Raw genomic sequence first — 14,013 nt, forward strand, 5'->3', positions numbered from 1 at the left:
CACTTTCATCGAGAATCGCCATCGAAAGATTCACAGCCTCGTAGGGTGGGCAAAGGCGTACACCCGTGTTGCCGCTAGCTCCTATCGCAATCGACGCGCCGTGCCCACCATCTCGATTGCGCGGGCGGATGGGCGGTGGGCACGCGCCGCCTTCGGCGCCGCTTTGCCCACCCTACGATTCCGAGGCCAGCCGCGCCGCCGCCAGCTTCACGCACGTCTCGAACGCCGTCAGATCGTGCCAGACATCGGCCGGCCGCTCGCGCGGGAGGACCAGCGGGACACCGTGCAGGTCGAGCGCGTGGATCATCATCAGATTGTCGGGCAGGCCGAAATCCTCGACCGTCAGGCCCTCGGCATCGACGAGGCGTCCATCCAGCTCTGTCACCGTTGTGAAGCGCCGGGCGCGATCGGCATAGAGCGCCGGATCGTTGCAATAGCCGAGGCACAGCTTGCCTGATCCGGCCATGTAGCCGAGCTCATAGACGGTGCCGGCATCGGCGCCAGGGCCGCGGAACGGCGTGAGATTGGCGATGATGGCACCAGCGTCGTCCATCATCGCCTCGTTGCCGTGGAAGATCTGGCGCGAGGCGTCGGAGGCGGCGAGATGGACGCTGTTGTCGAGCGGGTAGAGGCCAATGATGCCGTGGCGGTCGCAAATCGCGACCTTCCGCCGGCCGACCTCGATAGCGTCCGGCAGGAACACGTCGGGACCTGCCAGATAGATCTTCATGGATCACCCGCGAGGGCTCGCAAGCCCGCCTCAGGCGAGCTTGACCACCTCGGCGGTGTAGTCCTTGCCGAGCGCCTCGAACACCTTGCGGACGATGCCCTTGGCGTCGAGGCCGGCGCGAGCGTACATCGCCGCCGGCGTGTCGTGGTCCTGGAACTCGTCGGGCAGCACCATCGAGCGCATCTTCAGGCCGCCGTCGAGCATGCCCTGGTCGGCCAGGTACTGCATCACGTGCGAGCCGAAGCCGCCGATGGAGCCTTCCTCGATCGTGATCAGGATGTCGTGCTCGCGCGCCAGCTTCATCACCAACTCCTCGTCGAGCGGCTTCATGAAGCGCGCATCGGCGATCGAGGCGGAGAGGCCGTGAGCGGCGAGCTCATCGGCCGCCTTCTCGCATTCGGCGAGACGGGTGCCGAACGAGAGCAGGGCGACCTGCTTGCCCTGGCGGATCATGCGGCCCTTGCCGATCGGCAAGGGAACGCCGACTTCCGGCATCTCGACGCCGCGGCCTTCACCGCGCGGATAGCGCACCGCGCTGGGCTTGTCGTTGATCGCAACCTGGGTCGCAACCATGTGCACGAGCTCGGCCTCGTCGGAGGCCGCCATGATCACCATGTTCGGCAGGCAGCCGAGATAGGCGTTGTCGAACGAGCCGGCATGGGTGGCGCCGTCGGCGCCGACCAGGCCGGCGCGGTCGATCGCGAAGCGCACCGGCAGCGACTGGATCGCGACGTCATGCACGATCTGATCGTAGCCGCGCTGCAGGAAGGTCGAATAGATCGCGCAGAACGGCTTGTAACCTTCGCTGGCGAGGCCGGCGGCGAAGGTCACCGCATGCTGCTCGGCGATGCCGACATCGAAGGTGCGCTTCGGGAACGCCTTGGCGAAGATGTCGATGCCGGTGCCCGAGGGCATCGCGGCGGTGATGCCGACGATCTTGTCGTCCTTCTCGGCTTCCTTGACCAGGCTCTGGCCGAACACGTTCTGATAGGCCGGCGCATTTGGCTTGGACTTGGCCTGGGTGCCGGTGGCGATGTCGAACTTGGCCACCGCGTGATACTTGTCGGCCGCCGCTTCCGCCGGCGAGTAGCCCTTGCCCTTCTGGGTCACGACGTGGACCAGGATCGGGCCGGTCTCCATGTCGCGAACGTTCTTCAGGACGGGGAGCAGATGGTCGAGGTTGTGGCCGTCGATCGGGCCGACGTAATAGAAGCCGAGCTCCTCGAACAGCGTACCGCCGTCCATCATGAAGCCGCGGGAATATTCCTCGACGCGGCTGGCGCGGTTGGCAATGACCTTCGGCAGATGCTGGCCGAGCTGCTTGGCGGCATCGCGCAGGGTCCGGTAGGTTTTGCCCGAGTACAGGCGCGACAGATAGGCCGACATCGCGCCGACCGGAGGCGCAATCGACATGTCGTTGTCGTTGAGGATCACGATCAGGCGCGAGTTCATCGCGCCGGCATTGTTCATGGCCTCATAGGCCATGCCGGCGGACATCGCGCCGTCGCCGATCACCGCGATCACATTGTTCTTGCCGCCGGAGAGGTCGCGGGCCACGGCCATGCCGAGGCCGGCGGAGATCGAGGTGGAGGAGTGGGCGGCGCCGAACGGATCGTAGTCGCTCTCGGTGCGCTTGGTGAACCCGGAGAGGCCGCCGCCGGTGCGCAGTGTGCGGATGCGGTCGCGGCGACCGGTGAGGATCTTGTGCGGATAGGCCTGATGGCCGACGTCCCAGATCAGGCGGTCGCGCGGGGTGTCGAACACGTAATGGATGGCCGTGGTCAGCTCGACCACACCCAGACCCGCGCCGAAATGACCGCCGGTCACCGAGACCGCATCGATGGTCTCCTGGCGCAGTTCGTCGGCGACCTGCCGGACCTGCTCGACCTTCAGCCGGCGCAGATCTTCCGGAGTCTTGATGGTGTCGAGAAGCGGCGTTTTACTAAATGTGGTCACGGTGACATTCCAATTTTGCAGGTCGGGTTCAAGGGCCGACGTCTGAGAGGTTCATCGTAACGGGCGGCGAAACCTGGAGCCTTGAAGGTCACATCCGCGCGGATCGAAGCCGCAGTCCGGAACCTAGCCGGGTTTTGGATCGATCTATGTGATGTAAGTCACTCTTGGTGGCCTTGCCGTCCTCGTTAGTCGCCCAAGATCGCCAAGTCGTTCAGCGCAGTCAGTTTTACCAGCTTTTGCAAGCGCTTAGTTCCATCCTCATGAGACGGATGAGCACTTCCAAAAACCCGCAGTTCCGAGCAGCTTTACACCAAAGCGCGTCTTAAAGCCAACCCGGCGCAAGATGGCAAGCCCGTAGCGGGTACCATCACGCCAAACACTCAACCTCGGCGGCGGGCTCAAGGTTCCAGGGAGCTGCTCAAATCGGCGGCATCAGCAGACCCGGAATTAACCGGAGAGGTCAGCGCGGTCCAGGCCTTTTCCGGCAATGCAGACGTGCTCGCGCCGGCCATTGTGCGAGACGAGCCATGCGTTCGGGGAGGGGGATCGCTCTGTCGACGATCATGAAGATGTCATAGGCGTGCGACCTTTCGTTGGCCGTCGCGACCTGGAAATAAGACGCCCGAAGACTCTTCGGCAACACGCCCTGGAGTGATCCGCCGCACCAGCGTCGCGAGGAGGACTGGCACGATGGGAGCTCGCGGCACGTGCCGCTGCCGCGATGCGGTGCGCCGCGATCGGAGCAAACCGCAGGACGCTCATCACGTCATCTGCGTGCCGCGTAGCCGCTGCCGTCGGCCGCGGGCGCACGTGAGATGCGCAAGGCAAAGGGACGACGAGGCCGTTCTGGACGTGCAGGCGCGGGCCGAGCTCTCAGTCTGTTTCGATAAACAGCGTTAATGAACTCGCCGTCGTGACCCGCATGCCCGAGGGGATCGGTCAGGATTCCCGCCTGGGGTGCGGCGATGGCAGCCCTCGCGAGACGCCGATAACCATTGCATCGATTTTCGGCTGGATTGCACGATTGACAGGCGTCAGACAGGCCGCCGTGCTGCGCCGGACTCCGGCCAGGGCGGAGCGAAAATAAATCGCCGATGTTGCGCGAAAGCCGAGAAGGGGCGGTCCTGAGCTTCGCAGCCGCCCTCTTTGAGGGCGCCAGTTGCGACAGGCTCTCAGGATCAGCACCAATTGACTGATATTGGAGCTCCTGATGCCAGACAGGGGGATCCAACGCGCGTCGCTGGAGGATGCATCGCATCACCGAGGGCGGCCAGGCCAGACGGCTCTGTCAGCCAGCGCGAACTTCGCGGCTCGGCGACAGGCTACTGCACGTCGAGGGGGACGGTCCCGGTCGCCCGGCCGCTGGCGTCGGCGGTGATCTTCTCGACCCGGGCCTCGGCATGGCGCAGCAGCTCCTCGCAGCGCCGCTTCAGCGCCTCGCCGCGCTCATAGATCGCCACCGACTCCTCGAGCGGCACCTTGCCATCCTCGAGCCGCTTCACGATCGTCTCCAATTCCTCGATCGCGCGCTCGAAGGACAGCTTCTTGACGTCGGCTACGGTGTTGTCCGCCATACGGGTTCCCTGCAGATCACTCAACTCCGGGGCCGTGCTTTTACACCCCGCTCATGGCCCTGTCAGGCCCCGCGGGGATGGATCGGCCAGAACCTGGGGATTACGCCCCGGTCAGTGCCGCGACGTGGGCCGAAACAGATTCTTTAAGTCCCTGAAGGTCATAGCCGCCTTCCAGGACTGACACGACGCGGCCGCCGGCGGTTTTTTCGGCCAGTTCCATCAGTTTTCGCGTCACCCAGCCGAAGTCTTCGGCGCGCAGGTTCAGCGACGCCAGCGGGTCGCGGTAGTGGGCGTCGAACCCGGCGGAGATGATCACGAGCTCCGGGCTGAACTTGGTCAGCTGCGGCAGGATCAGGTTCTCGAACGCCGAGCGGAACTCCAGGCTGCCGTCCTCGGAGGCGAGCGGCGCGTTGACGATGGTGTCGTGCTCGCCGCGCTCACCGCGCGCGCCGGTGCCCGGGAATAGCGGCATCTGATGGGTCGAGCAGTACATCACGCTCTTGTCGGCCCAGAAGATGTCCTGGGTGCCGTTGCCGTGATGGACGTCGAAATCGATGATGGCCGCGCGCTCGATGCCGAAGGTGCGCTGGGCGTAGCGGGCGGCGATCGCGACATTGTCGAAGAAGCAGAAGCCCATCGGCTTGGCGATCTCGGCATGGTGCCCCGGCGGGCGCACCGCGACGAAGGCGTTCTTGTGCCGGCCGGACATCACGGCTTCGGTGGCCGCCACCGCGCCGCCGACGCCGCGCATCACGGCTTCCCAGGTGCCGGGCGACATCGAGGTGTCGCCATCGAGATAGACGATGCCGGAGGTCGGCGCCATCTGGCGCAGCTCGGTGACGTAGTGCTCGTTGTGGCAGAGCAGGGCCAGCTCGATGTCCGCCTCCGGGGCCTCGTCGCGTGTGAGCAGGGCGAAGCGTTCCTCGGTCAGGGCCTCCTCGACGGCCCGCAGGCGGTCGGCGCGCTCGGGATGTCCGGACGGCGTGGCGTGATCGAGGCAGGCTTCATGAGAGAGATACAGCGTCGACATCAGGGCTCTGCCACTCGCGCGTTGCGGGAGTGCTCAATCTATGCGCTGAACGCAGCCTCGGAAAGAGCCCTGACGGCGATATGACCGGTTTCCCAGCGCCCTTTGCCCCGATGTCACTTCGCCTTGTTGACGATGCGGCCGCGCGGCGGCGGGCTCAGCGGGCTGTTGGCCTTGAGGTAGGCGAACAGCGCCTCGTCGTCATAGGGGCCGACGATCGGATCGCGGCCGCTCTTGAATGTGGTGAAGCCGTCGCCGCCGAGCGCGAGATAGTTGTTGAGGGTGACGCGATAGGAAGCGGCCGGATCGATGGCCTTGCCGTCGAGCGACATCGAGGCCGCATCGATGCGGGCGCCCGCGGGCTGCCTGGCATCGAACGCATAGCTGAATCCGCGCGAGATCTGCAGGATGCGCGGCCGCGCCGGATCGAGCCATTGCTGCTCCAGTGCCGCCTTGATCTCGGCGCCCGTCAAGGTGACCGTCACCAGCTGGTTGCGGAATGGCTGGCTCGCGAACACGTCGCCATAGCTCACCGCGCCGTCGTCGCGGCGGGCGAGATCGGTGCGGATGCCGCCGGGATTGGTCATCGCGACAGCAGCGCCGCCCTTGGCCGGCGCTGATGTTGCCGCGAGCTGGGCGTCGGCGATGACATCGCCGAGCACGCTCTCGCCGGAGGCATCTGGAAGCCGCGACAGCACCTGCGTGATCACGCCGGCGGGCCGGTTGGCGATCGGCGCGGCGAGCTTCTCATAGGCCTCGATCAGCGCCGTCTGCGCCGCATCCTTCGGCAGCGTGGTGTCGACGACGATGTTGGTTGCTGCAGCGCTGATCACGCCGCGTGTCGTGCGGTCGAGCTTGACGTCGATGGCGGTGACCAGCGTGCCGAACTTGTCGGCCGAGGTGACGAGACGCTTGTCGATGGTGCAGACATAGGCCTGGTGCGTGTGTCCGGAGATGATGATGTCGACCGCGCTGTCGAGCTCCTTGACGATGTCCACGATCGGGCCCGAGAGGCCGGGACATTCGTTCATGCCGCCCGACGGCCAGCCGCCCTCGTGGATCAGCACCACGATCGCCTGCACGCCCTTGGCCTTCAGCTCCGGGATCAGCGCGTTGATGCTCTCGGCCTCGTTGCGGAAATCGAGCCCGGCCGCGCTTGCCGGCGAGATGATGCCCGCCGTCCCTTTCAGCGTCAGGCCGATGAAAGCGACCGGAATGTCCTCGAAGGTGCGGATTTCGTAAGGAGGAAAAACCGTCTTGTCGGTGCCCGCGAGAAAGGTCGATGCGGCGAGATAGTGAAACCCGGCACCGGTGAACGGCTGCGGCCCGCGGCAGCCGTCGGTCGGATGGCAGCCGCCATTCTGCATGCGCAAGAGCTCGTCCTTGCCCTCGTCGAACTCGTGATTGCCGACCGCCGACAGCGCGAGACCCATCCGCGACATCGATTCGATGGTCGGCTCGTCATGGAACATCGCCGACAGGAACGGGCTCGCGCCGATCAGGTCGCCCGCGGCGACGAAGATCGTGTTGGGCTGGCCGTCGGACAACAGCTTGATCAGGCTCGCCATCTGCGCGGCGCCGCCGGCCGGCACCACGCTGCTCCTGGTCGGGTCGTTCGGATCGGCCACACGGATGCCCGTCGGCGGCGGCTTCAGATTGCCGTGGAAGTCGTTGATGGCGAGGATGCGCAACGACACCGGTTCGTCCTCGGCATGGACGGGCAGGCCGGCGAGACTCGCAGCCGTGAGACCGGCGACGAGGCAGGCGATGGCGACGCGATGGAAACGGCTCATGGCTGGGTCACGTGTGATGCAGGACGTCACGGCGAAGCACGGATTGCCTCGTCGCGGTCACGATGACATAAGACGAATTCATAACAACAATAACGGGAATCGGGAGGTCGTGATGAAAAGAATGATGCTGTTCGCTGCCACGCTGACGCTTGCGGCCGGCTCCGCTGCGGCGCAATCGCTGCCGGACTTCATGAAGCAGATGATCGCGGCCTGGAATACCCCTACCGAGCCGTTCAAGGTGATCGACAACGTCTATTATGTCGGCACCAACGGGCTCGCCTCGTATCTGATCACGACGCCGCAGGGCCACATCCTGATCGACACCGTGATGCCGGAATCGACCGCACAGATCGAGACCAGTATCGGCAAGCTCGGCTTCAAGGTCGCCGACATCAAATACATCATCAACACCCACGCCCATATCGACCACACCGGCGGGCTCGCGCAGATCAAGCAGGAGACCGGCGCGCAGATGGTCGCCGGCGCCAGGGACGTGCCGCTGCTCGAAGGCGGCTTCTATCCGGGCCGCGAGGAGGAGACGCACCTGAACTTTCCGCCGGTGAAGGTCGACCGCGCGGTGCGCGAGGGCGATACCGTCACGCTCGGCGGCGTCACGTTGACGGCGCATGAGACGCCCGGTCATTCGCCGGGCTGCACCAGCTGGACCACCAGCGTGAAGGACGGCGAGGCGACGCGCAGCGCGATCTTCTTCTGCAGCGCCACCGTGGCGCTCAACCAGCTGGTCGGACGGCCGACCTATCCGGGCATCGTCGACGATTACAAGAAGACCTATGCCTGGGCCAAGACCGTGCATCCGGACATCCTGCTGGCGCCGCATCCGGAGATGTACGACATGGCCGGCAAGCGCGCGAAGATCGCCGACGGCGCGCCGAACCCGTTCGTGCAGCCGGGCGAGTTCAACGCCTATCTCGACAAGCTCGAGGCGCTGTTCAACGAAGGCCTCGCCAAGCAGACCGCCGCGTTGCAATCGGGCAAATGAAGCGGGCGCGCTAGGCTGGATCGGCCGCCAGCCGGTCCAGCGTGAAGCCGGAGAGATCGACGCGCGGCGTCTCGCCCAGCGCCATCGCCGCGAGCGCCTCGCCGACCGCCGGCGAATGCTTGAAGCCGTGGCCGGAGCAGGGCGAGGCATAGATCACGTTCGCATCGCCCGGATCACGGTCGATGATGAAGCGTCCGCCGGGCGCATTGGTGTAGAGGCAGACCGCGCTGCGCAGGCAGGTCGGCCCGAGATCCGGCATGAACGGCCGGACGTAGGTCTCGTAGGTCGCTTCGATCTCCTCCGCGGTGACCTCGCGCGCCACGGCATCCGGATCGGTCTCGCCGGTCAGTACCTCATTGGCGATCTTGACGCCGTTTGCAGGCGAGCCGAGCCAGGGGAAGCCGTAGATGTCGGACGCCGCGCGCTCGCGCCCGGTGACGTCCCAGATGAAGACCGGGTTGCCGGGACCGAGGCGCTCGGGACTGGACAGGATCTCGAACCAGTACAGCACCTGGCGGGTGACGCGCACACGCCGGCGCAGCGGCGCGATCAGCTCGGTGATCCAGGGCCCGGTGGTGACGATCAACGTCGTGGCCGTGGCGGTTGCGCCGTCGTCCATGGTGACGGTGTGCTCGCCGCCTGCGCGACGGAACGACGTCACGCGCCGGCCGGTCAGCAACGTGGCGCCGTGCCGCGCGGCGGCCGCGAGCTCGGTGCGCACGCAGTCCTCGACCATCAGGTAGCCGCCCTCACGATCGAGGAAGGCGCGATCGCCGGGCGCGGTCGCGAACGCCGGATAATCTCTCCGCAGCCGCTCCGATGAGATCGCCTCGCCGTCGACGCCGTGCAGGCGGGCGGCGGTCTCGATGTTGGCGAAGAACTGCGCGCTGCTGACGCCATGAACCTCGCCGCCGTCGCGGGCCGGAATGAACAGGCAGCCGCATTGTTCGAACAGATGCGCGCCGGTCTCGCGCTCCAAGTCACGCCACAGCAGATGCGAGCGCTGTGCCAGCGGCGTGTAGTCGACGCCTTCGCCGATCGCCGCGCGTGTGATGCGGGTCTCGCCATGGGTGGAGCCGAAGATATGCGGCGGCTGGAAGCGGTCGATGCCGAGCACGCGCTGGCCGGCCCTGGCGAGATGCAGCACCGCGGCGCTGCCGACCGCGCCGCAGCCGATCACGATCGCATCAAACTGCGGCATGCGCACGTCCCGCTCCGGAGCGGCTGCCCGTCATTTCTTCTTCTTGCGCGACAGGAATGCCTTGAACGCCGTGATCGCCTCCTCCGAGGTCATGCGCTCGGCGAACAGATAGGCCTCCTGGTCGATCCGGCGGGTCAGCTCGTCCGGCGCGTTGCGGATCAGCTTGCGGCCGATCGCGACCGCCTCGGCCGGCAGCCGGCAGATGTCGCGCGCCACCTTGTGCGCCTCGACTTCGGTATGGCCGGGCGCCACCACGGTGTTGACGAAGCCGGCGATCTGCGCGTCCGCTGCCGTCATGGTGCGGCCCATCACCAGCATCGCAAACGCCCGCTGATAGCCCATGGTCTGCGGCATCAGCAGACTCGAGGCCCCCTCCGGCACCAGGCCGAGATGGATGAAGGGCGTCGCGAAGGTCGCCGTCGTCGAGGCCAGCACGTAGTCGCAGTGGAACAGCATCGTGGTGCCGATGCCGATGGCGACGCCGTCGACCGCGGCGATGATCGGCTTGACGTTGTGCGCCAGCGAATACAGGAACTTGGTCGCGGCCGAGGTGCGCACGGCATCGTTTCCGGCGCTGCTCGCATGCAGGAAATCCTCAAGGTCGTTGCCGGCGGTGAACACGCCGGAGCCGCCGGTGATGATGATGCATCGCACCAGCGGATTGTTCTGCGCGGTGTCGATCGCGTCGCTCATGCCGAGATACATGGCTTGCGTGATCGCGTTCTTCTTCTCCGGACGCCTGAGCTTGATCGTCCGCGTCTCGCCCTCGTCGGTGACGATCAGATGCTCGGTCATAGGCCCCTCATGCGTGTGCGCCGGCCGCCGCGATGCTGCCGGTCCTCGTCGAGTCGCTGGCGTCGGCGTCAGCCTACATCATCCGCCGACCGCGCCAAAGGCTGAAGCGATGATCGTGCGGCGAGGCGCACGTGTGGTCGCGGGCGGCTGCGCGCAGTGGTTTACGATTGGTTTGCGACGGCATCGCGGCTAAATCTGTCGGCACGCCCAGCTGCGGTTCACCTGGAAGCTCGATCCCATGACGAAATTCTTTGCCGTGCTGCTGTCGCTGCTGCTGTGCAGCACCCTCATTGGCGGCGCCGAAGCCGCCGCCACCGATCGCGCGCTGCTGTCGCAGTTCTGTGCGCCCAAGGCGATTGCCGGGGCGACCTGCAAAGAGGCCAAATCCTATCCCGAGGCCGAGGGGCGTCGCTGCAACGTCACCCTCCAGCCGCACCGGCAGCAGGGGCGCTTCCTGGCCGGCGCCAAGCCGCTGCTGCTCGTGAGCTATGGCAGCGACTGCGAGGCGCATGTCAACAATTTCGGCGGCGTGGTCGCGTTCGAGCAGGTCGGCGGCAGCGCCAAGTTCCTCGGCTTCCTGCCGGGCATGGGGGTGAACGATTGCGTCATCGCCGCGAAGGACGGTGCGCAGGATGTGCTCGTCTGTCTCACCGGCGGCATGTTTCAGGGCGTCGTTGAAAGCGGCATCGCGCGGGTCCGCTTTCCCAGCGGCAGCGGCGGCTCCTTCAACATGTCCTACGATTTCCTGCTGCAGGCCGAGGACACCACGGGCGCCTACACGTCCTACGTCGTCACCTGCTCGGAGCAGTTCAAATATTTCGGACTGTCGAAGCTCGCTTTGGGTCCGAGGCCTGGTACCGTCATTGCAAAGGTCGACTACGCCGACCGCGCGACGATCGAAAAAGCCTGTGCCAAGGACTTTCCAATTCCGAAGGACGCCGAGGATCATAAGCTCTCGGAAGGCGAAGCCTACGTTCCCGCTCCCAACGCCAAGCGCGGCAGCGTTCTCATCGACATATCGACCCGCACAGTGACATTGCGCTGAGCCCGCGTCGGCTCCCTCAGCGCGCCCCGTCCGGGCGCGGCGGCGTGGCGGGAGCACGCGGCGCGCCCGCCGGTGCCTGCGGCCGCACGGCCTCGCGCCGCAGCGCCTGCTCGAGCACCGCGAGCCGCGTCGCCATGCGCGTCAGCTCGTCATGCATGGAGCCTTGCACCGCAGTCACCGCATGCTGCACCTCGCGCAGCGCGTCGCGCTGCGTCTCGGCCTTCAGCACCCTGAACTCGGCCTCGATCGAGGTCAGGCGGCTGTTCACCGCCCTGATCGCCTCGGCGATCTCCTTCTGGCCGTCCTGCAGTGCGCGGACGTGATCGACCAGCCGCAGATGATCGGTCAGCTCCTCGACCGTCTTGCCGATATTGCTGCGGCCCCACATCCTACTTCACCGACCTCAGCAGGTTCCTGATCGTCGCCAGATGATCTTCCGGCGTTCCGAGCCGTGCCGAGATCGCGCTCATCAGATCCTTGCGCAACTCCGACAACTCGTCCTCAGGCGTGATCCGTTCGATCGGCTCGTCCTGCAACGGCATCCGCCGCGGCTCGACCTCGACATGTCGCGGCTCGAATTGGCGCGGCTCAACTTGGCGCGGCTCAAGGTCGAAATAGGGCGGCCGCTCATAAACGGGGATGTGCGGAGCCTGACGCGATCGGGTCACCCGCCCCAGGCTCGGGAATCGCGACGGCTCTTTCCGCGGCGGCCGCTCGATCTGGTCGATCAGCGCCGCGAGCGCGACGTCCATGTTGCTGTCGTCGGGCTCCTCCTCGACGACATGATAGGACAGCTTCCGTTGTGTTGCCCCAATTGCGTGCGAGGATGTCGCGAGTGCCGATGCGTGGTCGCGGAGTCGCTCGATGACCCGGCGGACTCGCTCGCCGAGACCTGGCTTCTCCCTGGCCGGTGTTCGCATCAACATGTCACTCTCCAGCACAACAGCTTAGGCGAGCAGGGAAATCCTTAGCAAGAGGCAGTTGCTCGGCGGCCACAGGATGTCTGGCGGTAACCGGAGCGGATCGTGCCGCGCACCACGCTGATCACGCGCGCAGTGTGCATCAACGTGCATAACGATTCGCTCGCTCCAGGCGGATCAAGACGACGGATCTTCGCAAGGCTGGTGGCAAGCGAATTGCGCGTCAGCGCTCGGCTGCCGGGTTCCGTCGCGCTGCCAGTGCAGGCGGCCGGGCAGCAGCCGCTGTGTGATGTCAGTTGTCGCGTCGAAGTCATGCGGATCGTCCTCATCGCTGCAGACCTTGTCGAGTCTCGGGGCCGAAGCGTCCGCGATGGTTGGCGTTGCGGCCGCTGAAGATCGCGACCGGCCTGGTGCGCCGCGCCGGCGATGGCTTCGCGAAGCTGCGCTGCATCTTCTCGGGCGCGCGCAGCTTCGAGCGGGTCATGGCGATGACACCCGACAGCGATCGGCGGGACGCGCCCGAGAGCGATTACCGTGCGCGTCATGCATTGGTTCCTCCGTGGACGCTAGGAACAACCATGGGGGCGGCCCGTTCGGGACTCATCGCAATATTTCAACCTCCCGACTCCCGAGGCCTCCCCATGTATCACCACGTCAAGAAGCTGATGTTCACCGTCCGTGTCGACGAGCCGGATCCGCGCTTCGGCAACATGCTGCTGGAGCAGTTCGGTGGCGCCAATGGCGAGCTCGCCGCCGCCATGCAGTACTCGATCCAGGGTCTCAATTGCGAGGATCCCGATCGCAAGGATCTGCTGATGGACATCGGCACCGAGGAGCTCAGCCATCTCGAGGTCGTCGGCACGCTGGCGCGACTGCATCTGAAGCCGTCGAAGTTCGATCGCGAGGCCGCCGAGGCCGATCCGTTGATCGCGATCGCCGGTGGCGGCGGCGTGAACCTGTTCAACTCGCAGGGCAATGCCTGGACCGCCGACTATCTGAAGATCACCGGCGAGCTCGATGTCGACCTGCGCAGCAACATCGCCGCCGAGGCGCGCGCCAAGATCGTCTATGAGCGGCTGATCAATTTCACCGACGATGCCGGCACCAAGGACGCGCTGCAGTTCCTGATGACGCGCGAGATCACCCACATGAAGGCGTTCGCGCTGGCGCTGGAGAGCATGGGCAAGCCGGCCTTCAGCATCGGCCGCCTCGCGCCGACGCCGGGCCTCGTCGATCAGTTCTTCAACGATTCCACCGGCTCTGGCGATCATGGCGAGATCGACACCCGTGGCCCCTGGAACGAGGGCGGCGACTGGGTGTTCACGGAATCGCCCGCGATCCAGGCCGGCGAGCCCGGCGCGGCCTCGGCGATCGTGACCGAAAGCTCGCCGCCGGCCGACGAATCCGGCTTGAGCGATCTGCTCATGGACGAGCTGCGCGACATCCTGCACGCCGAGAAGCAGCTCACCAAGGCGCTGCCGGCCATGGCGGAGGCTGCGCGCTTCGATCAGCTGCGTGAACTGTTCGAGCAGCATCTGATGGAGACGGAGCAGCAGATCGAGCGCATCAACGAGTGTTTCGGCCTGCTCGGCAAGACCCCGCGTGCTAAGCCCTGCAAGGGCATGATGGGCCTGGTCGAGGAGGGGCAGGAGATCATGACCCAGAGCGAGGACAAGGAGGATGCCGCCGCCGACCTCGCACTGATCGGCGCCGCGCAGCGGGTCGAGCACTACGAGATCTCCGGCTACACCACCGCGCGCAACCTCGCCCAGCAGCTCCGCCACAGCGCCGTCGTCGCGCTGCTGTCGAAGTCGCTGGCCGAGGAGGAGAACGCCGACCAGCTCCTCAACCAGGTCGCTCGCTCGCTGATGTCGGTCGCCAAGATGCCGGCCGCGATCGAGCAGGCGTGAGGGGACGTAATCGTAGGGCGGATTAGCGCAGCGTAATCCGCCATCGTCCCACCCCAGATGGC

General features: G+C 65.9%; 13 protein-coding genes. 3 read left to right on the forward strand and 10 right to left on the reverse strand.

Annotation, left to right across the window (positions count from 1 at the left end; translation table 11 throughout):
* Positions 1-172: 172 nt before the first annotated feature.
* From QQL87_RS19725 to QQL87_RS19745, 5 genes are all read right to left on the reverse strand, one after another.
* The gene (locus tag QQL87_RS19725; RefSeq protein ID WP_284420505.1) at positions 173-730 is read right to left on the reverse strand and encodes a nucleoside 2-deoxyribosyltransferase; all 558 of its coding nucleotides are present in this window, start codon (positions 728-730) and stop codon (positions 173-175) included.
* A gap of 30 nt (positions 731-760) precedes the next feature.
* Complete coding sequence (dxs, locus tag QQL87_RS19730; protein WP_284420504.1) at positions 761-2,686, reverse strand: 1-deoxy-D-xylulose-5-phosphate synthase; 1,926 nt, start codon at positions 2,684-2,686, stop codon at positions 761-763.
* 1,322 nt (positions 2,687-4,008) lie between these two features.
* On the reverse strand, positions 4,009-4,260 hold the full coding sequence (locus QQL87_RS19735; RefSeq protein ID WP_284420503.1) for an exodeoxyribonuclease VII small subunit: 252 nt from the start codon (positions 4,258-4,260) through the stop codon (positions 4,009-4,011).
* A gap of 100 nt (positions 4,261-4,360) precedes the next feature.
* On the reverse strand, positions 4,361-5,290 hold the full coding sequence (locus QQL87_RS19740) for a histone deacetylase family protein (RefSeq protein ID WP_284420501.1): 930 nt from the start codon (positions 5,288-5,290) through the stop codon (positions 4,361-4,363).
* 113 nt (positions 5,291-5,403) lie between these two features.
* A complete protein-coding gene (locus tag QQL87_RS19745; RefSeq protein WP_284420500.1) occupies positions 5,404-7,080 on the reverse strand; it encodes a bifunctional metallophosphatase/5'-nucleotidase in 1,677 nt (558 codons plus the stop codon).
* 112 nt (positions 7,081-7,192) lie between these two features.
* On the opposite strand from QQL87_RS19745, the gene bla reads away from it, so the two are divergent.
* Positions 7,193-8,080, forward strand: coding sequence for a subclass B3 metallo-beta-lactamase (gene bla, locus QQL87_RS19750; protein ID WP_284420499.1), 888 nt, complete (start codon positions 7,193-7,195; stop codon positions 8,078-8,080).
* A gap of 10 nt (positions 8,081-8,090) precedes the next feature.
* Here bla and solA read toward each other — a convergent pair whose 3' ends face one another.
* Together solA and QQL87_RS19760 are read right to left on the reverse strand one after the other, a co-directional pair.
* On the reverse strand, positions 8,091-9,281 hold the full coding sequence (solA, locus tag QQL87_RS19755) for an N-methyl-L-tryptophan oxidase (protein WP_284420497.1): 1,191 nt from the start codon (positions 9,279-9,281) through the stop codon (positions 8,091-8,093).
* Positions 9,282-9,311: 30 nt separating this feature from the next.
* Entirely contained in the window at positions 9,312-10,076 is a 765-nt protein-coding gene (locus QQL87_RS19760) for a crotonase/enoyl-CoA hydratase family protein (protein ID WP_284420496.1), read from the reverse strand.
* A gap of 238 nt (positions 10,077-10,314) precedes the next feature.
* On the opposite strand from QQL87_RS19760, the gene QQL87_RS19765 reads away from it, so the two are divergent.
* The gene (locus QQL87_RS19765; protein WP_284420495.1) at positions 10,315-11,121 is read left to right on the forward strand and encodes a hypothetical protein; all 807 of its coding nucleotides are present in this window, start codon (positions 10,315-10,317) and stop codon (positions 11,119-11,121) included.
* 16 nt (positions 11,122-11,137) lie between these two features.
* Here QQL87_RS19765 and QQL87_RS19770 read toward each other — a convergent pair whose 3' ends face one another.
* The 3 genes from QQL87_RS19770 to QQL87_RS19780 form a co-directional block, all read right to left on the reverse strand.
* Positions 11,138-11,509 carry a hypothetical protein gene (locus QQL87_RS19770; protein ID WP_284420494.1) on the reverse strand — a complete coding sequence of 124 codons (372 nt, stop codon included), beginning with the start codon at positions 11,507-11,509 and terminating at the stop codon, positions 11,138-11,140.
* A 1-nt stretch (position 11,510) separates the two neighbouring features.
* Positions 11,511-12,047, reverse strand: a complete 537-nt coding sequence (locus QQL87_RS19775) for a hypothetical protein (protein WP_284420492.1) — start codon at positions 12,045-12,047, stop codon at positions 11,511-11,513.
* Positions 12,048-12,366: 319 nt separating this feature from the next.
* Positions 12,367-12,525, reverse strand: a complete 159-nt coding sequence (locus QQL87_RS19780) for a hypothetical protein (protein ID WP_284420490.1) — start codon at positions 12,523-12,525, stop codon at positions 12,367-12,369.
* 157 nt (positions 12,526-12,682) lie between these two features.
* Here QQL87_RS19780 and QQL87_RS19785 point away from each other — a divergent pair, with 157 nt between their 5' ends.
* Complete coding sequence (locus QQL87_RS19785) at positions 12,683-13,951, forward strand: DUF892 family protein (protein WP_284420488.1); 1,269 nt, start codon at positions 12,683-12,685, stop codon at positions 13,949-13,951.
* Positions 13,952-14,013 lie beyond the last annotated feature (62 nt).

The sequence above is a fragment of the Bradyrhizobium sp. SSBR45G genome (genome assembly GCF_030159255.1).
In the GTDB taxonomy this organism is placed as follows: domain Bacteria; phylum Pseudomonadota; class Alphaproteobacteria; order Rhizobiales; family Xanthobacteraceae; genus Bradyrhizobium.